Source organism: Acinetobacter sp. YH12072 (assembly GCF_013419565.1).
GTDB lineage: Bacteria > Pseudomonadota > Gammaproteobacteria > Pseudomonadales > Moraxellaceae > Acinetobacter.
On record NZ_VOZV01000042.1, the window covers coordinates 1 to 23,046 of the forward strand.

At 38.5% G+C, this 23,046-nt stretch carries 26 protein-coding genes and 5 pseudogenes; 21 read left to right on the forward strand and 10 right to left on the reverse strand.

Features of this window, described 5'->3' with window-relative positions:
* The 3 genes and pseudogenes from FTU19_RS14105 to FTU19_RS14115 form a co-directional block, all read left to right on the forward strand.
* A pseudogene (locus tag FTU19_RS14105) lies at positions 1-120 on the forward strand (IS30 family transposase); the annotation flags it as partial.
* Positions 121-128: 8 nt separating this feature from the next.
* Positions 129-2,363, forward strand: a pseudogene (locus tag FTU19_RS14110) (copper-translocating P-type ATPase); the annotation flags it as partial.
* Positions 2,360-3,643, forward strand: a complete 1,284-nt coding sequence (locus tag FTU19_RS14115) for an MgtC/SapB family protein (protein ID WP_005105856.1) — start codon at positions 2,360-2,362, stop codon at positions 3,641-3,643. The pseudogene FTU19_RS14110 and the gene FTU19_RS14115, both read left to right, overlap by 4 nt.
* A gap of 38 nt (positions 3,644-3,681) precedes the next feature.
* Here FTU19_RS14115 and FTU19_RS14120 read toward each other — a convergent pair whose 3' ends face one another.
* Both FTU19_RS14120 and FTU19_RS14125 read right to left on the reverse strand, forming a co-directional pair.
* Positions 3,682-5,082: a heavy metal sensor histidine kinase gene (locus FTU19_RS14120; protein WP_180031406.1), complete on the reverse strand. Its 1,401-nt coding sequence runs from the start codon at positions 5,080-5,082 to the stop codon at positions 3,682-3,684.
* Complete coding sequence (locus FTU19_RS14125; RefSeq protein ID WP_004663993.1) at positions 5,075-5,755, reverse strand: heavy metal response regulator transcription factor; 681 nt, start codon at positions 5,753-5,755, stop codon at positions 5,075-5,077. Before FTU19_RS14125 ends, FTU19_RS14120 begins: the two co-directional genes overlap by 8 nt.
* A gap of 148 nt (positions 5,756-5,903) precedes the next feature.
* Here FTU19_RS14125 and FTU19_RS14130 point away from each other — a divergent pair, with 148 nt between their 5' ends.
* The 4 genes and pseudogenes from FTU19_RS14130 to FTU19_RS14145 form a co-directional block, all read left to right on the forward strand.
* On the forward strand, positions 5,904-6,200 hold the full coding sequence (locus tag FTU19_RS14130) for a hypothetical protein (RefSeq protein ID WP_180131702.1): 297 nt from the start codon (positions 5,904-5,906) through the stop codon (positions 6,198-6,200).
* A gap of 89 nt (positions 6,201-6,289) precedes the next feature.
* On the forward strand, positions 6,290-8,353 hold the full coding sequence (locus tag FTU19_RS14135; RefSeq protein WP_180070466.1) for a multicopper oxidase domain-containing protein: 2,064 nt from the start codon (positions 6,290-6,292) through the stop codon (positions 8,351-8,353).
* Complete coding sequence (locus tag FTU19_RS14140) at positions 8,340-9,260, forward strand: copper resistance protein B (RefSeq protein ID WP_034671284.1); 921 nt, start codon at positions 8,340-8,342, stop codon at positions 9,258-9,260. The genes FTU19_RS14135 and FTU19_RS14140 overlap by 14 nt, the downstream gene beginning before the upstream one ends.
* Positions 9,261-9,283: 23 nt before the next feature.
* Positions 9,284-9,481, forward strand: a pseudogene (locus tag FTU19_RS14145) (hypothetical protein); the annotation flags it as partial.
* Positions 9,482-9,497: 16 nt separating this feature from the next.
* Here FTU19_RS14145 and FTU19_RS14150 read toward each other — a convergent pair.
* Positions 9,498-9,687 (reverse strand): annotated as a pseudogene (locus FTU19_RS14150) (DDE-type integrase/transposase/recombinase); the annotation flags it as partial.
* A gap of 9 nt (positions 9,688-9,696) precedes the next feature.
* Here FTU19_RS14150 and FTU19_RS14155 point away from each other — a divergent pair.
* Entirely contained in the window at positions 9,697-10,191 is a 495-nt protein-coding gene (locus tag FTU19_RS14155) for an NAD(P)H-dependent oxidoreductase (protein WP_373684978.1), read from the forward strand.
* A gap of 243 nt (positions 10,192-10,434) precedes the next feature.
* Positions 10,435-11,139: an IS6-like element IS1007 family transposase gene (locus tag FTU19_RS14160; protein ID WP_001067793.1), complete on the forward strand. Its 705-nt coding sequence runs from the start codon at positions 10,435-10,437 to the stop codon at positions 11,137-11,139.
* 134 nt (positions 11,140-11,273) lie between these two features.
* On the opposite strand, the gene FTU19_RS14165 is transcribed toward FTU19_RS14160, so the two are convergent.
* On the reverse strand, positions 11,274-11,603 hold the full coding sequence (locus FTU19_RS14165) for a four-helix bundle copper-binding protein (protein WP_026055492.1): 330 nt from the start codon (positions 11,601-11,603) through the stop codon (positions 11,274-11,276).
* Positions 11,604-11,819: 216 nt separating this feature from the next.
* Here FTU19_RS14165 and FTU19_RS14170 point away from each other — a divergent pair, with 216 nt between their 5' ends.
* The 4 genes from FTU19_RS14170 (at position 11,820) to FTU19_RS14185 (ending at position 14,132) form a co-directional block, all read left to right on the forward strand.
* The gene (locus FTU19_RS14170) at positions 11,820-12,524 is read left to right on the forward strand and encodes an IS6-like element IS1008 family transposase (RefSeq protein WP_001067790.1); all 705 of its coding nucleotides are present in this window, start codon (positions 11,820-11,822) and stop codon (positions 12,522-12,524) included.
* A complete protein-coding gene (locus FTU19_RS14175; RefSeq protein ID WP_227504451.1) occupies positions 12,494-12,946 on the forward strand; it encodes a hypothetical protein in 453 nt (150 codons plus the stop codon). Before FTU19_RS14170 ends, FTU19_RS14175 begins: the two co-directional genes overlap by 31 nt.
* Before the next feature lie 534 nt (positions 12,947-13,480).
* Positions 13,481-13,798 carry a type II toxin-antitoxin system RelE/ParE family toxin gene (locus FTU19_RS14180; protein ID WP_180070472.1) on the forward strand — a complete coding sequence of 106 codons (318 nt, stop codon included), beginning with the start codon at positions 13,481-13,483 and terminating at the stop codon, positions 13,796-13,798.
* 31 nt (positions 13,799-13,829) lie between these two features.
* Positions 13,830-14,132, forward strand: coding sequence for a helix-turn-helix domain-containing protein (locus FTU19_RS14185; RefSeq protein ID WP_001140620.1), 303 nt, complete (start codon positions 13,830-13,832; stop codon positions 14,130-14,132).
* A gap of 71 nt (positions 14,133-14,203) precedes the next feature.
* Here the strand turns inward: FTU19_RS14185 and FTU19_RS14190 are convergent, their stop codons facing one another.
* Positions 14,204-14,593, reverse strand: a complete 390-nt coding sequence (locus tag FTU19_RS14190) for a tautomerase family protein (protein ID WP_180070474.1) — start codon at positions 14,591-14,593, stop codon at positions 14,204-14,206.
* A 237-nt stretch (positions 14,594-14,830) separates the two neighbouring features.
* Between FTU19_RS14190 and FTU19_RS14195 the strand changes: the two genes are divergently transcribed.
* Positions 14,831-15,292, forward strand: coding sequence for a DIP1984 family protein (locus tag FTU19_RS14195; RefSeq protein WP_004781077.1), 462 nt, complete (start codon positions 14,831-14,833; stop codon positions 15,290-15,292).
* A gap of 1,001 nt (positions 15,293-16,293) precedes the next feature.
* Here FTU19_RS14195 and FTU19_RS14200 read toward each other — a convergent pair.
* Together FTU19_RS14200 and arsC are read right to left on the reverse strand one after the other, a co-directional pair.
* A pseudogene (locus tag FTU19_RS14200) lies at positions 16,294-17,628 on the reverse strand (ISNCY family transposase).
* Positions 17,629-17,764: 136 nt separating this feature from the next.
* Positions 17,765-18,193: an arsenate reductase (glutaredoxin) gene (gene arsC / locus FTU19_RS14205; protein ID WP_004647748.1), complete on the reverse strand. Its 429-nt coding sequence runs from the start codon at positions 18,191-18,193 to the stop codon at positions 17,765-17,767.
* A gap of 82 nt (positions 18,194-18,275) precedes the next feature.
* On the opposite strand from arsC, the gene FTU19_RS14210 reads away from it, so the two are divergent.
* Both FTU19_RS14210 and arsB read left to right on the forward strand, forming a co-directional pair.
* Positions 18,276-18,590, forward strand: a complete 315-nt coding sequence (locus tag FTU19_RS14210; RefSeq protein WP_180070476.1) for a metalloregulator ArsR/SmtB family transcription factor — start codon at positions 18,276-18,278, stop codon at positions 18,588-18,590.
* Positions 18,591-18,594: 4 nt separating this feature from the next.
* Positions 18,595-19,635 carry an ACR3 family arsenite efflux transporter gene (gene arsB, locus FTU19_RS14215; protein ID WP_180032349.1) on the forward strand — a complete coding sequence of 347 codons (1,041 nt, stop codon included), beginning with the start codon at positions 18,595-18,597 and terminating at the stop codon, positions 19,633-19,635.
* 82 nt (positions 19,636-19,717) lie between these two features.
* Here the strand turns inward: arsB and FTU19_RS14220 are convergent, their stop codons facing one another.
* Both FTU19_RS14220 and FTU19_RS14225 read right to left on the reverse strand, forming a co-directional pair.
* Positions 19,718-20,011: a type II toxin-antitoxin system RelE/ParE family toxin gene (locus FTU19_RS14220; RefSeq protein WP_000221358.1), complete on the reverse strand. Its 294-nt coding sequence runs from the start codon at positions 20,009-20,011 to the stop codon at positions 19,718-19,720.
* Entirely contained in the window at positions 20,001-20,246 is a 246-nt protein-coding gene (locus FTU19_RS14225) for a type II toxin-antitoxin system RelB/DinJ family antitoxin (protein ID WP_000246755.1), read from the reverse strand. Before FTU19_RS14225 ends, FTU19_RS14220 begins: the two co-directional genes overlap by 11 nt.
* A gap of 158 nt (positions 20,247-20,404) precedes the next feature.
* On the opposite strand from FTU19_RS14225, the gene FTU19_RS14230 reads away from it, so the two are divergent.
* The 5 genes from FTU19_RS14230 (at position 20,405) to FTU19_RS14250 (ending at position 22,684) form a co-directional block, all read left to right on the forward strand.
* Complete coding sequence (locus FTU19_RS14230; protein WP_180070478.1) at positions 20,405-20,833, forward strand: hypothetical protein; 429 nt, start codon at positions 20,405-20,407, stop codon at positions 20,831-20,833.
* Between the two features lie 241 nt (positions 20,834-21,074).
* Positions 21,075-21,503: an organic hydroperoxide resistance protein gene (locus tag FTU19_RS14235; RefSeq protein ID WP_005108699.1), complete on the forward strand. Its 429-nt coding sequence runs from the start codon at positions 21,075-21,077 to the stop codon at positions 21,501-21,503.
* A 6-nt stretch (positions 21,504-21,509) separates the two neighbouring features.
* Positions 21,510-21,941, forward strand: a complete 432-nt coding sequence (locus tag FTU19_RS14240) for a MarR family winged helix-turn-helix transcriptional regulator (RefSeq protein WP_005108698.1) — start codon at positions 21,510-21,512, stop codon at positions 21,939-21,941.
* Between the two features lie 158 nt (positions 21,942-22,099).
* Positions 22,100-22,402 (forward strand): type II toxin-antitoxin system RelE/ParE family toxin, encoded by a 303-nt coding sequence (locus FTU19_RS14245; RefSeq protein ID WP_000286964.1) that lies wholly within the window; start codon positions 22,100-22,102, stop codon positions 22,400-22,402.
* A complete protein-coding gene (locus FTU19_RS14250) occupies positions 22,403-22,684 on the forward strand; it encodes an addiction module antidote protein (RefSeq protein ID WP_000985610.1) in 282 nt (93 codons plus the stop codon).
* 104 nt (positions 22,685-22,788) lie between these two features.
* Here the strand turns inward: FTU19_RS14250 and FTU19_RS14255 are convergent.
* The coding region (locus FTU19_RS14255) for a transposase (RefSeq protein ID WP_180070479.1) at positions 22,789-23,046 on the reverse strand (258 nt) is incomplete at its 5' end.

A 23,046-nucleotide genomic window follows, 5' to 3' on the forward strand; every position in this document is an offset into this window, starting at 1 on the left:
TCAAACGAACAAATAGAGCAGATAGAATTTGCACTCAACCATCGTCCTAGAAAAACACTAGGTTGGTATACACCGAGTGAAGTTATGGCTGGTTTTTATACTGTTGCACTTGCCGCTTGAATCCGCCCAGTGATAAATGTCAATCAAAGTTTCATAGCAGCCCGGTGCAATATATCGCTAAACCCGCAACGACGACTGCCGATGCACATACACAGCATCATCAGACTACTCAATCCGTTAATGAGACAAGCACAACAGGCACGATCATCTATACGTGCCCAATGCATCCAGAAATTAAACAAGATCATCCTGGAAACTGTCCTAAATGCGGAATGACACTGGAGCCACTCATTCCTGAATTAGAGGAAGATGAGAATCCGGAGTTACGTGATTTCCGCCGACGCTTCTGGTGGACACTGCCATTGACCATCATCGTGACTTTTTTGGCGATGTTTGGTCATCAAATGAACCTGTTCAATATGGCGGTTCAGAGCTGGATTGAACTGGTGTTGTCACTCCCAATTGTACTTTGGGCAGGTTGGCCATTTTTTTCCCGGGGTTGGCAATCGGTTGTGAATCGCAGCCCGAACATGTGGACGCTGATTGGTTTGGGCACTGGAGCTGCATTTATTTATAGTGTGGTCGCAACCATTGCACCGCAAATCTTCCCAGACTCATTTATTTCCATGGGTCGTGTCGCTGTTTACTTTGAAGCTTCAGCGGTCATCATTTCATTGACCCTACTGGGACAAATATTGGAGTTAAAAGCACGTTCGCAAACTTCTGCTGCAATTAAGTCACTCCTTGGGCTCGCTCCTAAAACAGCTCGCCGAATCCTGCCTGATGGAACTGAAGAAGATGTTCCTCTAACGCATGTCCATGTAGGAGATTTACTCAGAATTCGCCCAGGTGAAAAAGTGCCTGTGGATGGTGTAATCACTGAAGGAAGTAGTTCAGTGGATGAATCGATGCTGACAGGTGAACCTTTACCTATCACTAAACGTATCGGCGATAAAGTCATTGGAGCTACCCTGAATACCAATGGTTCATTGATCATGCGTTCAGAGAAAATTGGTTCAAGTACCATGTTATCCCAGATCGTACAGATGGTGGCGCAAGCTCAACGATCGAGAGCACCAATGCAACGTATGGCTGATCAGGTAGCAGGTTGGTTCGTCATGGCTGTAGTGACCATTGCCTTGCTTACCTTCTTTGGATGGGGACTATTCGGCCCAGAAGAATCAAGCTGGGTTTATGCATTAATCAATGCTGTGGCAGTACTCATTATTGCCTGTCCTTGTGCACTAGGCTTGGCAACTCCAATGTCTATCATGGTTGCGACGGGTCAAGGTGCTACTCATGGTGTGCTGTTCCGTGATGCAGCAGCCATTGAGAATCTACGCAAGATTGACACACTAATCATCGATAAAACAGGTACGTTAACTGAAGGACGCCCTGTATTCGATCGTGTAGTTGCCGCATCAGATTTTGACGAATCTGAAGTATTACGTTTAGCCGCCAGTCTTGATCAAGGCAGTGAACACCCGCTAGCCGAAGCGATTGTAAACGCAGCACACGAACGTGGCCTGTCTCTTGAAACACCAGATAATTTTGAATCGGGCTCAGGGATTGGTGTTCGAGGTCAAGTGGGCGATCGTCAGTTAGCTTTGGGCAACACAGCACTGATGGAGCAATTGGGTATCTCGGTACAATCTCTGATTCCGCAAGCCGAAGAGCTGCGTTCGGAAGGTGCAAGTGTGATGCATCTAGCCATCAATGGTGAATTGGCCGGTCTGCTTGCAGTATCCGATCCCATCAAAAAAAATACCCCAGAAGCACTTGCCACCCTGAAGGAAGCGGGTCTACGTATCGTGATGGCAACAGGAGATGGTCTCACCACTGCCCGTTCAGTCGCAGCACGTCTAGGCATTGATGAGGTACATGGCGAAGTCAAACCCGCAGATAAACTAGAACTGGTCAGCAAATTGCAGAAGGAAGGTCGCATCGTGGCTATGGCTGGTGATGGCATCAATGATGCACCAGCCTTGGCTAAAGCTGATGTCGGTATCGCTATGGGAACCGGGACTGATGTTGCAATGAATAGTGCCCAAGTTACGCTGGTCAAGGGAGATTTACGAGGGATTGCTGTTGCCCGTTCACTTTCGGAAGCTACTGTCGGCAACATGAAACAGAACCTCATGTTTGCTTTCCTTTACAATGCTTTGGGTATCCCTATCGCGGCTGGCGTACTATATCCATTTACCGGTTGGTTGTTGTCACCGATGATTGCCGCCTTGGCTATGAGTTTGAGTTCAGCTTCAGTCATCACCAATGCCCTTCGCCTGCGAAATAAAAAGTTATGATAGAGAGTTCCTTTCTTCCACCAGATGTATCAGGGCTGGTTGCAGCACTCGCCATCGGCCTGCTCATTGGTTTAGAACGAGGATGGCAGGATCGAGAACTGCCAGAAGGCAGCCGAGTAGCAGGTCTACGTACCTTCACATTGACAGGATTGCTCGGAGGAGTGCTCGGTCATTTACAACCAAACTTCGGAGCTTGGCCGCTAGTTGCGGCCGTATTAGGGCTTTCCTTATTACTAACAGTGTCCTATGCTCGTACCGCAAAAATTTCCGGTAATTTAAGTGCTACCACAATTATTGCGATGCTGTTGACATTAGTTTTAGGTGCATATGCATCCCATGGTAATGTTACTTTAGCATTAACCGCGGCTGTAATCGTCGCTGTATTTTTGGATCTCAAGCCAACCTTACACGGTTGGCTACGCTTGATAGAGCATCGTGAATTAACCGCATCCCTGCAGTTGCTGGTACTTTCTGTCGTTATATTACCCTACTTACCCAATACGGGTCTGGGACCTTTTGCTGCATTAAATCCTTACCAGTTATGGTGGGCAGTGATCCTGATTGCCGGACTCTCTCTGGCAGGTCATTTTGCCATGCGGCTTACCGGTTCAGAAAGAGGCATATTCTGGACAGGTCTATTGGGTGGTTTGGCATCGTCTACAGCTGCAACTGTCGCACTGGCACGCTATACACGCCAGCACCCCGTCATGGTCAGTGCTGCTATTTCTGGAACATTGGCTGCCTGTGGCATCATGTTTTTTCGTATGGTTGTGCTGATAGGCGTCATTGAGCCAGCATTGCTAAGCACTTTTGGTGGTGCAATGATGATTGCGGGAATCCTTCTGCTGGGTATGGCATTGTGGAGACAACGCCAAATTACCAGCGCTGAAAACAACGATCGAACAATAGAAGCAATGGCTCCTTTTGATCTTGGGACAGCATTCAGCTTCGCTGCTTTCCTGGCTGTCATGGCAGTCTTGGTCCCGGCAGCAAAACAATGGTTGGGCACCAGCGGCATCTTCGTATTATCGACTATTTCTGGGCTAGCAGACGTAGATGCTATTTTAGTCTCACTTGCCCGCCTGCATAGTACTGAAGGCTTAACAACAAATGTGGCTGCTGTCGCGCTAGGGCTGGCCACACTGAGCAACATGTTAAGCAAAGCGACAATTGCATGGATGACAGGGGGGGCACAGTTTGGCCGAGCTATCATATTTGGCTACACAATTGCCATGATAGGTGCTGGCGTAGCTCTGGCTCTCAGTTTGAGCTTTATGTAAGGTCAACTCGGGTAAATGGAAGATGTTCAAAAAATGAGTTAAAATGATTCCCCTTGCATGGATTCACTTTGAAAAACAATGGTAAAAATGATTCGACCATTGAGGGATTCAGCCTGGATGGTCGCCCCAAGCATATCAAGAATAGATTTTGTTATCGCGAGCCCTAAGCCGGTTCCTTCTTCTGTTCTTTGTCTAGATGCATCTGTTCGATAAAATCGATCAAATAACCTGGATAGTTGTTCAGGAGAGATTTCAGGGCCTTCATTTTCAATTGAAAATATTGTGTTATCTAAATTCTGTTGAAGTTTTATGCGTATTGTAGAATTCTTATTTCCATATTTAACTGCATTAGATAATAGATTGCTGAGTGCTCGACGTAACATAGCAGGATCACCTTTGACATTTCCAGATCCTGTTTGTTGAAGCGTCATATTTTTTTCGGCAGCTAGCGCATCATAGAAATCAAATAAGGCTGTAACTTCTTTAACCAGGTCAATATTCTGTAAGTTCTGTAATTTTAGGCCATGTTCTGCTTTTGCCAAGAAAAGCATATTGGATACCATTCGAGCCAAACGTTCTAATTCTTCTAAATTAGAAAATAGTATTTCTTGATAAGTACCAATATCTCGGTTACGGGCAAGACATACTTGAGTTTGAGTCATTAAGTTATTAATCGGTGTTCTAATTTCATGCGCTAAATCAGATGAAAAATCGGAAAGCTTTTCTAAAGCTGATTCTAGTCTGTCGAGCATATCATTGAAGGCAATTGCTAATGATTTTAGTTCTGTTGGTGTGTGCTCAACTTCTAAACGTTCTGAAAGATGTTGGGCAGAAATGCCTTCTGCGACCTTAGCCATTTTTTGCACGGGTCTTAAACCTCTCCAGGTTGCAAACCAGCCTAAAAACATTAAACAAATCGTACCGGCTAAACCAATGTAAAAAAGTTGACGCTTAAAATCATTTAAAAAATGTAGATGTTCAGATGTATCGATCCCCACAATAATGCGTACAGATTGTATCTCAGTATTTTTGTTTATATCCGTGTTGTAGATCATGCCACGATAAGTCTTATCCTGAATTTTCCATTTAATCCATGAATTATTTGCTGACTTGGTTAAGTGTTGAGTATTAATTGTTGAAGGTGCTGAACTAAATAAAACTTTACCTGTCGGTCGTTCTATTTGAACCATAAGATCATGGTGTCCAACTAAAGCGTCTCTCAAATAAAGATTAAGTTCTGGAGAGTTTTTAGGATTCTGTTGGATAAGATTCTGAATCAGCTGGATTTTACCTTCTAATTGGGTACGGTCTTGAGTCTCAAAATGATGCATTACTAATTTATTTATGAACAAACCCATAATAATTAGAATGAAAATAGTAGATAATGAGAAAATGATACCGATCCGGAAACTGATCGCTCTGAATAAATTATTATTCATCCTCTACCTCTAGTACATACCCCATTCCTCGAATATTCTGAATTAATTTGGGAGTAAAGTTACTGTCAACTTTACTTCTTAATCGTTTAATAGCGACTTCAACGACATTCGTATCACTATCAAAGTTCATATCCCAAATTTGAGATGCAATAAGTGCTCTTGGTAGAATTTCACCTCTTCTACGCATAAAAAGCTCCATAAGCGCGAATTCTTTAGCCGTTAAATCAATGCGTTGACCTGCTCGTGTTACCCGACGTTTTCTCAAATCAAGTTCTAAATCAGCAATCTTAATAATATTATTATCTTCTCTTTGTTGCCCTCGTCTAAGGAGCGTTTTTATTCGAGCTAGAAGCTCTGCAAAAGCAAAAGGCTTAACTAAATAATCATCAGCGCCTAGCTCTAATCCTTTTACTCGATCTTCGATTTGATCTCGGGCGGTAAGAAAAAGAATGGGCATTGTTTTACCGCTGCTACGAATATCATTGATAATATTCCAACCATTTAGTCCAGGTAACATCACGTCTAAAATAATTAAGTCATACTCTTCAGAAAGAGCTTGATGTTTACCCGTTAACCCATCTGTAACCCAGTCCGTAATATAGCCAGCTTCGGATAAACCTTGCTTGAGATAATCACCAGTTTTTTGTTCATCTTCAACTAATAGTATTCTCATTTCCGAATCCTAAGTCATTCATTAAAACTATAATAACGTTATAAAACATCTGATCGAGATAGATTACAAAAATGTCATTTTCAAGTCACTTAGATGTTCAGTGCTTCACTTTATTGTAGTAGCAAGAAATTAACTTTTAGAGAAACTTATGAAAACTGTAGTGCGTCGTAGTCTAACAATTTTAATGTGTGCTGGAACTTTAATTGCTGGTACTCAATCTTGGGCAAAAGATGTATCAACCTCAAGTGCCACTAAAACGGTAAAAGCACAGAAACCTTGTACAAAACCTTGTAAAATGGAAAAAGATGACAAGACTCAGCAAGATCATAGTCAACATCAGTCTTCTAACTCATCTGACATGTCAAAAATGGATCATTCTATGATGAATATGGACCATTCTAAAATGGATCATTCAAAGATGAATATGCCTGGTAGCAATAAATAATTTTATAAATAGCGAGAAAGAAGTATTAAAGTTTATACTAAATATTTGCTTTATTACTTCAATCTTGACCTTTCTAAAGGTGAGATAGAATGTCAAAAAAGTTAAGTCATGTACTCTTAATTGGAGTTGGTTTATTTTCATCAACTTGGGTAATGGCGGCAGTTAAAGAATATGATTTAACAATCGCTGAACAAACTGTAAATATCACAGGAAAACCGCTAAAGAGAATTACCGTTAATGGTAAATTCGTTGCACCACTTCTTGAATTTGAAGAAGGTGATGAGGCCGTTATCCGTGTTCACAATAAGTTAAAAAATCAGGACTCTTCAATCCATTGGCATGGCTTATTATTACCTGGAATTATGGATGGTGTACCTGGATTTAACAAATTTAATGGCATTGCCCCTAATAAAACTTATGAATATAAGTTTAAAGTCCGCCAAAATGGTACTTATTGGTATCATTCACATAGTAAAGGACAAGAACAAGACGGTTTATATGGTGCTTTTGTTATTTATCCTAAAGATAAAACTCCACTAACAGCTGCTGAAAAAACCGATAAAGATTACGTTGTTTTGCTTTCTGATTTTCATAATTCAACAAGTGATCAAATTATGAAAAATCTTAAAAAAGAAGCAGATTACTATCAGAACCGTCGCGAAACAGTATTCGATGTATTAAAACAAGTTAAACGTGATGGATTAAAGGCAACTTGGCAAGACCGCTCTATGTGGAATCAGATGCGGATGTTGAAAACAGATATGTCCGATGTGACTGGTTATACATTTTTAATGAATGGCAAAACACCTCAGCAAAACTGGACCGGTAACTTCAAAGCTGGTGAAAAAGTTCGCCTTCGTTTTATTAATGCTTCCGCTATGTCATTCTTTGATGTACGCATTCCAAACCTAAAAATGACTGTAGTCAGTGCTGATGGTCAACCTGTAAAGCCCGTTCCTGTAGATGAGTTCCGTATTGGTACTGCTGAAACCTATGATGTCATTGTGGAACCAAAACAAGCACATTACCAAATTGAAGCTGAATCTATTGATCGTACCGGTTTTTCAGTGGGAACATTACATGAAGAAAGCAGCCCAGCAGTCAAACAAATTGAGATGCCTAAATCTCGCCCTCGTGCTTTATTAACTATGGAAGATATGGGGATGAGCCATGACATGTCATCTATGAAAGATATGAATCACGATATGTCTTCTATGAAAGGTATGGATCATGATATGTCTTCTATGAAAGGCATGAATCACGATATGTCTTCTATGAAAGGTATGGATCATGATATGTCTTCAATGAAAGATATGAATCATGATATGTCTTCTATGAAAGGTATGGATCATGATATGTCTTCTATGAAAGGTATGGATCATGATATGTCTTCTATGAAAGGTATGGATCATGATATGTCTTCTATGAAAGGCATGAATCACGATATGTCTTCTATGAAAGGTATGGATCATGATATGTCTTCAATGAAAGGTATGGATCATGATATGTCTTCTATGAAAGGTATGGATCATGATATGTCTTCTATGAAAGGTATGGATCATGATATGCCGATGAATAGCGCTACTGTTAAGGCGGCTTCAGACAAGAATGATAATACCGTATTTGGATGGGCAAATGCTTCAACACCTGAAGGTAATAAAGCATTGCAATATAGTGATTTGCAATCGTTAGATCCTCAAAAAGACACTCGTGCAGCTGAACGTGAAATAGAGATCCGTCTTGGTGGAAACATGGAGCGTTATATTTGGACAATAAATGGTAAAAAATTTAATGAAGCCGACCCACTAGTGGTGAAGTATGGTGAACGTATTCGCTTAAAATTTGTCAATGACAGTATGATGGCTCACCCAATGCACTTACATGGCATGTTTATGCAGCTTGAGAATGGTCAGGATCCAAGCAATATGCCAAACAAACATACGGTAATTGTTCCACCTGGGAAAACGATAACCACTCTACTCACAGCTGATGAGTTAGGTGAGTGGGCTATTCATTGTCACCTGCTTTACCATATGAGTGCAGGAATGATGAATAAACTCATTGTAGCTCAAGTGGAAGATGGTAATTCTACAAAGACTGTTCCTCAGTCCCAAGTAAATGAGAAGGGAGTAAATCCACATGCACATCACTAATAATTTGTTTTCAAAAACAACTTTGATGATTGCGCTATTTGGATTATCAAATCTAACGTTCGCTAAAAATGAAACTCCTGTACAAGACAGTAATATTACAAAAAATATGAAAATTCTTTTACAGGAATCTGGAGGATTAAAGTATTCCCTTCAAGAGCGTTATCCAGAATATTATTCAATGGAAAATGCGGATATGGGGGATAAGAGTGTCCAGATTGCGCTTGAGAACTCTAACTCACCTCATGACAATCATCTTAAAGAACATGGTGGACAAATTTATCAAACGACAAAATTTGAAAATGAATGGATGGTTGATGAAGACGGTAAGGGCAACCTAGGAACAAAGTTTGAAACTTTAATTGGAACAGATGAAAATCGTCTATTTATTGAAGCCAATTCGGAAAAGTCAGAAAGTAATGATCCAAAATATGCTGTATCAGCACTTTATAGCCGTAACGTAGCCCCATTTTGGGATGTACAAGCTGGGGTAAGATATAGTGAAGATAAAAATAACAGCAGCAGCGATCGAGTGGATGGGGTTATTGGTATATTAGGTCTAGCTCCTTATTTCTTTGAAACACAAGCATATCTTTATGGCGGTGAGAATAATTTTTGGGGAGCAAGTTTTGAATTAGAACGTGATTTGCTTTTAACTCAGAAACTTATTACTCAACCTTATATCGAAGCAGATGTAATATTTAGCGATGATTCTAACTATGCTGCAAAATCAGGTTTATCAGAACTAAAAACTGGTATCAAAACCCGATATGAGATTACTAAGCGAATTAAACCTTTCATTGATGTTGCTTACCAATATGAAAAAGGACAGAAAGCCACTTCTATGCAAGAGGCAACAGAGTCTGAAAAGGGATGGAAATATGGTGCAGGCATCGAATTAGTTTTTTAAAATAGTATGATTTGGATTCATGAATGGTAGCTTCGGCTACTATTCATGAATTATTACTATTTATTTTCGAATCTGTAAAACTAAAAAAGCTTAATTTTCGGTCTATTTTTATGCAGTGGTTAAAAACATGCTTATCGCTGTTTTTATCGTTTGCTATTCTTTTAGTAGGATCGGCTGCTACTACTTCGTCTGTACATCATCGGTGTTTAATGCCATCTGAATAGATGCATGTGGCATAGCCGTCTTCATCGATTTGAATCCTAAAGTGGCCCTAATGATCCGCTTTAGCTTGCCATGATTACATTCGATCACGTTATTTTTATACTTAACCTGCCTGTGCTCAAGATCTGGTGGACATTTTCTTTCCCATTTTAACCGTGACAAAGCACCTCCATATGTGTGCTTTATCTGTATCTATCACTTGTGGGGCCTTCCTTTGCCAGAAGATGCGGATACTGAGCATCCAAAAGTAAAAGAACTGCATGAGCTTCTTGCATGGTCTGAAGGTATGGTCTGGTGTTCACCTGAACGTCATGGTTCTATGAGTTCCATTTTTAAATCACAAATAGACTGGATTCCACTTGCAGGAGGAGCAATCCGTGCTACCCAAGTTAAAACCCTTGCCTTGATGCAAGTCAGTGGTGGATCACAGTTATTTAACAGCCTGAACCAGATGCGTATTTTGGGGCGGTGGATGCGGATGATCACCATTCCAAATCAGTCTTCAATTCCGAAAGCTTTCTTGGAATTTGAAGAAGATGGACGAATGAAGCCTTCAGCTTTCTATGACCGGATTGTGGATGTCATGGAAGAGTTATTTAAGTTCACTCTACTAACTCGTGGTCAAAGCAAATACCTGACTGATCGTTATTCTGAACGCAAGGAATCGGCTGAAGAGTTGTCCAAGCGTGTAAATCAGCGCAGTTTATAAATGCTGGATGGTATTAAATACTGCGCCTCATTGCCAGGTCAGTAACACTTTTATGCTGTACCGATGAAGTGCTGTTAAAGGTACAATGAATATTGTAAAAACCCAGTCTTCATGATTGGGTTTTTACATTAAAGAAGTCAGAGATAAATAAGGAAAAGGTGAAGGCTTTGAACCAGAAACGGCACTGTTGCAAATAGGCTGACATGATAAGCTAAATATCTTATTTATTTCGAGATACAGCAGATGAATCCCTTCCACGGTCGGCACTTTCAAGGTGAAATCATTCTTTGGGCTGTTCGTTGGTATTGTAAATATGGCATCAGCTATCGTGAACTTCAGGAAATGCTCGCTGAACGTGGAGTGAATGTTGATCACACCACAATTTATCGCTGGGTTCAGCGTTATGCTCCAGAAATGGAAAAACGTTTACGTTGGTATTGGCGTAATCCTACAGATCGACATTTATGGCATCTGGATGAAACTTACGTAAAAGTGAATGGCAAATGGGCATATCTATACCGTGCAGTTGACCAACGTGGCCATACTCTTGATTTCTATCTTTCTGCTAGACGAAATACCCATTCAGCTTATTGTTTTCTTGGTAAAATTTTGAATCATGTCAAAAAATGGCAGATTCCACGAGTCATAAACACTGATAAGGCTCATACCTATGGCCGTGCTTTGTCGCGACTAAAACAGGAAGGAAAGTGTCCTGAAGACCTGGACCATCGACAGATTAAATACAAGAATAACGTGATTGAATGTGATCATGGCAAGCTCAAACGGATCATCAAGGCTACGTTGGGATTCAAGTCTATGAAAACGGCTTATGCCACAATTAAAGGAATTGAGGTTATGCGTGCTCTACGCAAAGGACAAGCTTCATTATTTTATAACGGTAATATTCTTGGAGAAGTTTGGCTAGTAAATAGAGTTTTCGGTCTCTAAGCTTTTTTGAAGGGAAAATCATCGACTCAGATCCCTATTTGCAACAGTGCCGTTGTTAGTGGTTTGACCCACTAACAACTAACACGTTGGCTATTCATTGAGTAAATCCTAAACTCAACTAATTCTTTTATTTATCAGACAACCATTTTTCGACATTCGACGGCACATTCACGGCAAGCATCAGCACATTGCTGGCAGTGTTGATGCTCATGTTGGCTACATTCATCTGCACAGTATTCACAAGCCTTGGCACAAAGCTCACAAATTTCTTTCATAAAAGGAGATTCATTTTGCTGCATACGAGCACAGAGCTGACAAATATCTGCACAATCTAGACAACGCTGAATACATTCTCGCATCATCTCCAGATTTTCTTCTTTTAGACAGGCATTTGCACAACTGGCACAGGTAAGGTAACAGCTCATACATGCCTTTGCGCAATCTGAAAATTGGATATCGTTCATCATACTTACCTAAAGTCACTTGATTTAGGAATAAGCTAATCAAAAAAAAAGATATACACTAGGACGATTAGGTAAGGGAAAGTAAAATAGTCATAGATTTTGTTAAATGGTTTTAGATGCTGGCTTTGAGTGATTTAGCTGCTCATGTATTCAGGCACTGTTGCAAATAGGCTGACATGATAAGCTAAATATCTTATTTATTTCGAGATACAGCAGATGAATCCCTTCCATGGTCGGCACTTTCAAGGTGAAATCATTCTTTGGGCTGTTCGTTGGTATTGTAAATATGGCATCAGCTATCGTGAACTTCAAGAAATGCTCGCTGAACGGGGTGTGAATGTTGACCACACCACAATTTATCGTTGGGTTCAGCGTTATGCTCCAGAAATGGAAAAACGCTTACGCTGGTATTGGCGTAATCCTACAGATTTACATTCATGGCATATGGATGAGACTTATATTAAAGTGAAGGGGCGATGGACTTACCTGTATCGTGCAGTTGATCAACGTGGTCATACGATTGACTTTTACCTTTCCGCTAGACGGAACAGTAAATCAGCCTATTGTTTTTTAGGAAAAATCTTCAATACGGTGAAAAAATGGCAAATTCCACGGGTCATCAATACAGATAAAGCAGCGACCTATGGCCATGCTTTATCACGGTTAAAGCGAGAAGGAAAATGTCCAGTAGATATTGAGCACAGGCAGATTAAGTATAAAAATAATGTCATTGAATGTGATCATGGTAAGTTAAAGCGGATCATCAGGGCCACATTAGGATTCAAATCTATGAAGACGGCTTATGCCACAATCAAAGGTATTGAAGTCATGCGTGCACTACGTAAAGGACAAGCATCGTCATTTTATTATGGTCAGCCTCAAGGTGAAGTGTGTCTAATCAACAGGGTTTTCGGTCTCTAAGCACTTTTAAAAAGGAACTTCATCGACTCAAATCTCTATTTGCAACAGTGCCGAAATTAGACACATATAAGACATTTTTACAAAGGAAAGAATTTTTTAAGAAAAATTCAAAATTTGAAAAATATGGTCTGACTTGTTACCCAAAAAAAGTGGCTGATAATTTCTATGGTTGTTATGGGAAATCCAAAGAACAGGATGTTGCTGGTGTTTTATTGGATGTAGTTGCTTTAGAAAATACGGTAGATAATCGATTTGTTCAAATTAGAGGAGAGAGTTATGAGCCCAATAAATATGGCGGTATATGGGTTCAGTGGGAAACGAATTTAAATAATTGGGACAAATGGCAAGAGATAGATAGTGCAATTTGGCGCTTATTAGGTACATGGAACTCTGCTCCATCACCTCAAAAACTAACTAAATAGTTCCCCATTTAACATAATGGCGATTATACGAAATACACTTGTATATTAATTTAAATATCAGATATTTATTTAAATGGTAAAAATCCAAAAATGCCCAAAAAGCCGATTTTGAAACAAGTCGGCTTTTTTATGATCGTTTTTGATAGTTCTTGCCAATAATTTTGTTTAAAAAGTAGTCAATTTTGAGATTTTTCAAATTTTATCAATGCCTCAATGTCCAAAACTATCCACATTTTTTGTGGATAAAATTTAGGCTATTTTGTACGCTTTGGCTCACATGAAACTCGGCTCTTTGCTGCTATGCGGCATACTGGAATTTTCCTATGATGAACTCATCGGGAACAGGAAGTTCCATACAAGAATAACAAGAGATAAGTACAAGGACAGTAAGGTACGACAGGAGTTATACCGAGCGAACCAATACGAAAAACCCCGGCAGGATGCCGGGGTTTTTTATTGTTTATCCTTTCTCATTTGCAAAAACAAGCATAATGCCCTTAAAATATAGACTATAATCTATATTTTGGTTGCGGTATGTGGACAGTCATTACGACAGATCTATTTAATCAGTGGCTTGAACAGCAAGATGAATCGACACAAGAGAAGGTCCTAGCTGCCCTGGTTGTTCTACAGCAGCAGGGACCGAGTTTAGGCCGTCCTTTAGTAGATACTGTGTATGAGTCTAAATTTACCAATATGAAAGAACTGCGTGTTCAACATCGCGGTAGACCCTTAAGATCTTTTTTCGCATTTGATCCCTTACGACAGGCTATTGTTCTATGTATTGCTGATAAAGGCGGTAAAAAGCGTTTTTATAAAGACATGCTGGATATTGCAGATGAACAATACTAACTTCATCTCACCACCCTAGGAGATAAATCTAATGGCTAAGACTCTGCAAGAATTGTTAGCTAGCCGCTCTCCAGAGAGCCAAGCCCGTATTCAAAAAATGGCAGATGAATTACTGCTAGAAAATCAGCTTCATCTTATTCGTGAAGAACTCGAAATTTCTCAAAAAGAGCTTGCTGAAACTTTGGGAATAAAACAGCCATCGCTTTCAGCAATAGAAAATCGTGGCAATGATCTTAAGATTTCAACCATGAAAAAGTATGTTGAGGCAATGGGTGGGAAGCTCCGTATTGATGTAGAGCTTCCAACAGGAAAACATATAGGATTCAACGTTTAACAATAAAAATGGGAGCTATAGGCTCCCATTTTTAGATTCGTATAACGTCTATTATGTTAATTTTATGAAATTTAAACATTTACCTTATAATTTAACTGTAGTTCATCCGCATTTTCCCCTCTAATTCCCCAGTTTTCTTTAGGAGTTTCAAATATAGTTATCTCAACATCATTTGAATCAATACCGCATAGATTGTTTATATTTTCGAATAGAGTCTTAATAAATGCTTTTTTAGTCTCTTTTGTTCGTCCATCGAACATGGAAATTTCAATAATTATATAAGATGCACTGCGGTCTGCTGGATATATAAAATTTTTGGATTCTAGTGGAATAAAACGTTGAAACCTTTTTTCTTCAGGGTATTTTAATTCTTTAACTAAAGCCTGATGGATAGCTTTACTTAAATTATCACGATGTAATTCTATAGTTTCATCTAAAGCATAAATTTTTATCTGAGACATTACTTTCTCTAAATTAAAACCCTAATTTTAGCTTAATCTCCCCCTCCCATTTAAGATAATGGCTGTTATACGAAATGAAAAAACCTAGACTCTGGTCTAGGCTTAAAATTTAAAAAATGAATAGCTACCGATTTTGTAGACACCTTTTAGTTAGATAAAAAAGCAATTTTTTTGATCTTTAAAGAATGAGGATATAAGCTGTTTAAAACTTAATTCTAATTGGTTAATAGGTGAAAAATGAAATTAGCAGAAGCTCTCTTACTTCGAAGTGATCAACAAAAAAAAATTATTTCACTAAAACAACGTATCAATGCAAATGTATTGGTACAAGATGGTGATCAACCATCTGAAGATCCAAATGAACTACTAAAACAAGTATTTTCTTTAATTCAAGAATTTCAAAAATTAAGTTATGCAATTCATAAAACTAATGCTTTAACAAAATTAGATGATGGCCGTTCTCTACTTGCTTTATTGACTTTGCGTGATGAATTTGTAGAACAGCACAAAACCCTAACTGCAGCAATAAGTAATACATCTCGTGAATCTGATCGTTATAGTACGCGGGAAATAAAGTGGCATAAAGTTATTCCAGTTTCATCATTACAAAAACAAGCTGATGATATTAGTCTTAAATTACGTGATTTAAACGTGTTAATTCAGTCGAATAATTGGAAAATTGATTTGATTGAAGCCTAATAGTCCTTTAGATATAATCAAGTTGAACATACTGGGCGAGTACAAGATCCCTTACTTCCACAACATAGGATTGTAAATAAAGTGTAGTGGCTTGCAAAGCAAGTGGATAAGCTTAAAATTTTAAGTACAAATCAATCCATCACTTGGCATAACTCAAATCTTTGTGCAAACAAAGTTACACGTTACTTATAACTACCATGTACTGACAGTATGTTCACCTCAATTACTAAAAATAAAGAAATGAGCAAGCATCAGCTCAACTACATTTCTATTTTTAATTCAGTTCGGCTTTGTTGTATAAAGAGCTGAAAGATAGACTTTGAAAATTATAAAAATCGGAAATTTATGATATAAAAAATGTGCTCGACGATGTCGAAAAGCCGACTTGTTTCCAAGTCGGCTTTTTTAAGCAACTTTGTAATATTCTCTCAATGATAATAGTTTAAAAAGTAGGTATTTATTGATTTTTACTATTTTATCAAAGACTCTATTTCGAAAACTATCCCCCAATTTTTGTGGGTTAAAGCTTACAAAGATATCGGATTTTTTGGGTTATTTGGAATAGGACTAAGTTGCCTAGCAGATTGGTATATATCACAATTTTATGATTTATATAAAATAAGCAAAAAGAATTTCACTATAAGGAAATCATGAGAAAAAAGATCACCTATCTAGCTGGGGCTATGACCATAGTTTTACTAATAGCGGTGATTAAACATGAAAATGAAGTAAAGGGGGATGAACAATTTAGATATTTAGATTCCATAGCATCTAAGCAACCTTAGTAAAATTGCACTTATATTTAGAAATACTAGATCATATAAAAACCATTATTTAACATAAAAACTCTTATGCGAAATTCGGGTGTAAACCGCAAATAAAAAGAGCCAGTGCCGACATTTTTACTTTGGAGAAACCGGACATTTCTATTTTGGGCTTACAGATTCTGTTATTCACCAATTAAAATGTCTATGTGATAAACCATTTAAAATGTCCTGTTTTTAACCACAAGAGTCAAGCACAGGATTTAACTTTCTTTGTTCAATAACAGCTTTCTGAGCTTTACGACTCTGCATACTTTTCTTGAGACGGGAACGTTTATTCTGTTTCTCCAACTCTTCATGTTGTTGCTGGATATGCGCCAGAACTGAGCCTAATCTTTTATTCTCAACCACTTCATTCTGCTGTAGTCCAGCCAGTTTATTGAAGACGCTATAGTTGATCTTCCGTCCTTCATGCATGAGGGCCACAGTGCCATCCGGGTACTCCAGAAATGAAATGTATTGCCCAACAAGCTTATGATTCAGCTCTGTCGGTTCAAGCAGATAAATACACTTGTCATAGGTGATGGTTAGGTTCTTCGTGACCTTACGCGGTTCCTGCCAAGTGAATATATCCTCCAGCTCAGCATCAGATTCCGTTAAAGATCGATGTAAATTCTTCGAGTTTCTCGCACACTTGGCAAACTTCTGATTGAAGTGCTCAATGAAGCAGGGTAGCCATGCATTGGCTTCGGCAATTGAACTGATGCCTTCCAGACGCATCTCCTTGATCAAACGGTCTTGAAGGGTTCTATTCGCGCGTTCTACGCGACCTTTAGCCTGTGGTGAGTTGGCAAAGATAATATCAATATTTAACTCGTTCAGAATCCGCCCAAATTGCGTGATCTGGCTGTCTTTCCTGGATTTCTGATTAACTCTGAATACCGAATGTTTGTCGCTATAAAAGGCCAGAGGTTTGCCGTATTGTTCAATGTAGGCTCGGGTTGAAAGCATATAGTCGAAGGTGGTTTCCGCCTCACAGAAGCGTAGATGCAACAGCTTTCCAGTGGCATCATCGATATACACCAATAAACAGCACTTAGCAGCGCGTCCTTCGAACCAGTCATGATATGAGCCATCAATCTGGATCAGCTCACCGAAGCAATCCCGGTTATAACGTGGCTGGTACGGACGTTTCATACGTTGATCTCGATCCACAGGTCATTGGGCGTCATCAAGCGCCGAACGAACCGTTTCTACCGGGATATTCAGGTCAAATATGCTGCTGAGCTTCTCATGCGCCAATTTAGGTTCAAAGCCCAGCAGATGTTCAGAAATAATGGAAAGACATTTTGATTTTAATAACTCATCATGGCGATGATGGCCAGGTTGACCACGACTGGCATGTGCCAGACCTGAAACACCGTCTTGATTGAGTTTCTGCAATAACCGGGTAATTTGACGAGTGGAAAGATTCAGGATTTCAGCAGCACGGACCTGGGTAATACGATGATCTCGAACGTCTTGCAGAACTGCAAGACGTTGAATTTCCTTGTCAGACATAGTGATCAACATCTCTAATTTATATCCAGTCCATGATGGTAAAAACCATCATAAACTAGACATTTTTATTGGTGAGAATATAGACACTTTAAATGGTTTCTAACAAACGAAATTTCGTATAATCACCATTATGTTAAATGAGGCGGATTTATTTAATCCGCTTACCATTTTCATCGATGATTATTTCACCATCTTCTTTGGTAAAAGCTCCTAATTGAGGTGCAGACAAAATATCTAAAACGAGTTCAGATGGTCTACATAGTTTTACCCCCAGTTCAGTCACAACAAATGGACGGTTAATTAAAATTGGATACTCCAGCATAAACTGAATAAGCTGCTCATCTGTCCAGTGTTGCTGATCCAACTTGAGCGTTTCAAAAGGTTCCACGTTTTTGCGAATAGCTTCACGTACAGAAAGACCTGATTTCTCAATTAAATTAATGAGTTCACTTTTACTTGGAGGGTTGAGAAGATACTCAATAACTTCAGGTTCTTCTCCGGTATTTCGAATTAGCGCCAGTGTATTTCTTGATGTTCCGCACGCTGGATTATGATAGATCTTAACTTTTGATGACATTGGACTTACTCAGGACTTCATAATATTGCATTTATATATGGATATGCGTATATTCGCAATAGCATATATTAGAGTATAGATTATGGATCAAGCAGATTTCTTTAAATGCCTATCTGACCCGAAACGTCTAGATATTTTAAAAATTATTTTAGAAAGACAAAATGTATGTGTTTGTGAAATCACAGAAATATTACAACTGAGCCAACCTAAAATTTCTCGTCACTTGGCTTTACTTCGTAACCTTTCAATTTTGCTAGATGAGCGCAAGGGACAATGGGTGTATTACCGATTAAATCCTGATTTACCAGAATGGGTAAATGCAGTGTTCAGTGTTTTGAATGCTGAAGTATTAAATAAATCTACGAGCAACTTATCTATCTCTATGCAATGCGAGTAATTCAATGTCCGCATCAAAGCTCTCATTCTTAGATCGAAACCTAACTCTATGGATTTTCATTGCCATGGCATTAGGCGTAGGTATTGGGGTGTTTTTCCCTCAAACATCTGTTGTATTAGATCAATTAAGCATTAATTCAGTGAATATCCCTATCGCAATAGGGCTTATTTTGATGATGTATCCACCACTTGCCAAAGTTGACTATGCAACCTTGCCTAAAGTCTTTGAGGATAAGCGTACCCTTACATTATCTCTTATTCAGAACTGGGTCATTGCACCTTGCTTAATGTTTGGCTTGGCCATTATTTTTCTGCACGCCTATCCTGAATATATGACTGGCCTAATTCTCATAGGCTTAGCTCGATGTATTGCGATGGTCCTCGTCTGGAATGGTTTGGCATGTGGGGATAATCAATATGTTGCTGCCTTGGTTGCGTTTAACAGTATCTTCCAGATCTTGCTCTTTAGTACTTATGCTTGGTTGTTCTTGACCTTCTTACCGCCATTCTTTGGGGTAGAAGCACAAATCATTGATGTAAGCTTTTGGACCATTACCCATGCTGTTCTGGTTTATCTAGGTATTCCATTCTTACTTGGTTTTTTAACCCGGCTGATTTTAGTCAAACAGAAAGGTTTGGATTGGTATCAAACTAAGTTTATTCCAAAGATTAGCCCAATCAGCCTTATTGCGCTTTTATTCACGATTGTAGCAATGTTCAGTCTTAAAGGTGGTGAAGTGATTAGCCTTCCTCTAGACGTGCTTAGAATCGCTATTCCTTTGACGATCTATTTTGTTGCAATGTTCTTCATCAGCTTCTTTATGAGTAAGTGGATGGGTAACGATTACCCTAAAACGACTGCTATTTCCTTTACTGCGGCAGGCAATAATTTTGAATTAGCACTGGCTGTAGCGATTGCCACTTTTGGATTAGCTTCACCTGTAGCTTTCACAACAGTGATTGGACCGCTTGTTGAAGTGCCTGTATTGATTGCCTTAGTGACAGTTTCGCTATGGCTTAGAAAAAAAGTTTTTAAAGAAGTATGAATCAAAAGGGTATTTAGATTTCCTAAAATTAACATAATACACCTTATACGAAGGCAAAAATGGGAGCTATAAGCTCCCATTTTTAGTCTTTAATTCGCTTTTTCGCTTCGTCATAAACTATGCTATCAGCTCGTTTTCCGACGGTAATGAGCAGGATAACTACCTGATCATCTTTAACTTGATAGACAAGTCGGACACCAGCTTTTAATAATTTGATTTTATAGCAACCTGCAAGATCGCCTCTAAGCATATTCTTTGGAATATGTGGCTGCTCTATGACTTTGGCTAGTTTCTTTTTAAATTGATCTCGTATAGCAACAGGGAGTTTTTCCCATTCTGCTGTAAAGTCCTTGTGACGTAAAAGCTTATAAGTCATCTAATGTGACTTCCTCAAACATCTCTTTAGGATCATTAATGCGCTTACGGACAAGAGCTAATAATTCTTCATCTTCTTCCGAAAGCAAAGCTTTTTTGACAGGCAGTTTCCCAGTCGTAGCAACATACTCAAGAATACTAGTGAAGAAATCCGTAGGTGCAATACCTTGCTCTTTAAGGATTGAATAAGATTTTTCTTTAAGGGCTTCATCGATCCTGAAGTTAACAGTAGCCATCATATTTCCCAAGTATTTAATGTACTAGGAATAGTGTAATGCAAATTGCATTACAAGTCGACTTTGCATAATAGCCATTATGTTAAATAGAATCAAAAAACCTCCAATAAAATCGTTATAGTATTATTGTTTATTGAGTAGATAAGAGAATTAAATTAGTGAAATACTCAAATGAAAAAATAGTAAAAGCTCTCTTACTTTCTCCTTTACCACTACTTTTTTTCACAGCAGTCCTGTTTATCGTAATGAATCAGGAATACAGCCTATACTCGATTTTAGTGGTTCTTGTAGGGCACGGTCTTGTCTACTTGGCTTATTGTATTTTGACTGTACCTTTCAGCTTCATATTCTCAATTCTTTTAAATCGTTATAACAGTCTTAATTTATTAACTATCTGTATTGCCTCTATAATTATTGCTACTCCATTTTTTATTCTTTTTGGATGGAGTCACACAGGAGAAATTTCGAAAGAGTGGTGGAAGATGTATACAGATACATGGACTATCTTTATGGCTCTATTTCCTGGCTTATGTTATTGGCTATTTCTGATTAGCCTAAAAGATAAGAAATCAAAGAATATTGAATAAACCATTGCATAGAGATTCTTAAATTTCCCTAAAATTAACATAATACACGTTATGCGAAATTAGAAAAATGAGTTTATTGCACTGATACTTATCTGTTTTTTAAATTTTAGACCTGGGTTGGTGCCCAGGTTTTTTAATTTCGTATAACAGCCATTATGTTAAATCGCATATAAAAAAATTGACATAAATTAAATTTTATACAATTATATTGCACACAATATATTATTTAAAGGTAATTAAAATGAGTAATCTTTATTCTACCCAAGTTAAAGCAATCGGTGGACGTTCAGGGAATATTCGTAGTGAAGATGGTATCTTAGAACTAAAATTAGCTTTGCCAAAAGAATTAGGTGGTCGAGGTGATGCAACGAATCCTGAGCAATTATTTGCAGCTGGCTATGCTGCATGCTTTGGAAATGCCGTGATCCATGTAACTCGTAGCAATAAAGAACATAAAATCCGTGATAACGATGTAGAAGTCCTGAGTACTGTTGGCATGGTTGCTAATGGCAATGGTGGATTTTCCTTAACAGTACACTTAGATGTCACTCTTTCAGGTATTTCACAAGCTGATGCAGAGAAGATCGTGGAACAAACGCATCAAGTATGTCCTTATTCCAACGCTATTCGAGGTAATATACAGGTATCGACCACTGTCTATACCAAATAAAAAGCTATGTCCAAGAATCAGCTTTGCCTAGATGAGCAACTATGTTTTCCTATTTATGCTGCATCTAATTTAATCGTAAAAGCTTATCGCCCTTTTCTTACACCTCTCGGACTCACTTATCCTCAATATTTAGTGATGTTGGTTTTATGGGAAAAAGAATGTGTAAGTGTGGGTGATCTTGGACAAATTTTACACCTGGATAGTGGGACACTAACGCCCTTACTAAAAAGAATGGAAAAGTCTGAACTTATTAATCGATCACGTGATCCTAATGATGAAAGAAGAGTCCTTATTTCATTAAAAGAAAAGGGTCGAGAGCTACGAGCTGCCGCAGAAATGATTCCTAAAGAGCTGACTCAAAGTATTCAACTTGAAAATTTAAATAAACTAAAAGAAGAATTAAAGTCATTGGTTAAAGTGTTATCAGAGAAAATTTAAGAAATCTTATTATCTGGTGATATGAGTCACTATGATTCTGAAAATTAATTAATTTTTCTAAAATTAACATAATACGCGTTATACGAAACTCTGTTATAAGCCCCATACATTCAAGTTTATTTCTTGCATAAATGTATCCTATAGGATACATTACTCTTATGTACTCAATATACACCACTGAAGTCTTTGATGACTGGTTTACTAAGTTAAAAGACCAGCAGGCAAAAAGGCGTATACAAGTCCGAATTGATCGGGTTGAAGATGGAAACTTTGGAGATACTGAGCCAGTCGGTGAAGGTGTCTCTGAATTACGTTTCTTCTTTGGACCTGGCTACAGGATCTATTACTGTAAGCAAGGGCAAAGGGTCGTTATTCTTTTAGCAGGCGGAGACAAGTCTACGCAAAGTAAAGATATAAAACTTGCCCTACAACTAGCACAAGATTTAGAGGAGGAGCTGTAAATGGCTATCAAACTTCGTAAATGGGACAGTGCTGAACATCTTAAAACAGAAGAAGATATGCAAGCTTACCTACAAGCCTGTATAGATGAATCTAATGGTGATGCGGCATTCATTGCAAAAGCTTTAGGTAATATTGCTAAAGCTAAAGGAATGGCTCAATTATCAAGAGACACAGGTTTAGGCCGAGAAAGTCTTTATAAAGCACTTTCTGGCGATGTAAATCCAAGCTTTGATACTGTCATTAAAGTGGTAAAAGCACTGAATTTACGCTTAGCAATTTAAAAAAAACTAGTAAAAAAGGGAGCTTAAAGCCATTGCTGTCCCACAATTTTTCACAAGGGGAAGCTCATTTGAGCTTCCCCTTGTTTTATGGGTATTTTATCGGGTTAAAATAAAGCTTTTAAAGTTCTTCTTTCAAACAAATTCACTTGAATTATTCTGAGTAAACGTTGAACTGTAGTTTTTCCTAAATGTTGAGCGAAACTCACCAATAAATAGGCGATCATCGCAATCCAGGTTTGTGTCTGAATTGCGTTCCTGCTGCGGCCTAGAAACGCTTTTAATTTGAGATTCTGCTTAATCGCCTTAAAGAACAGCTCAACTTTCCAACGATCTTTATAAATCGCCGCAATGGTGGAGGCGGC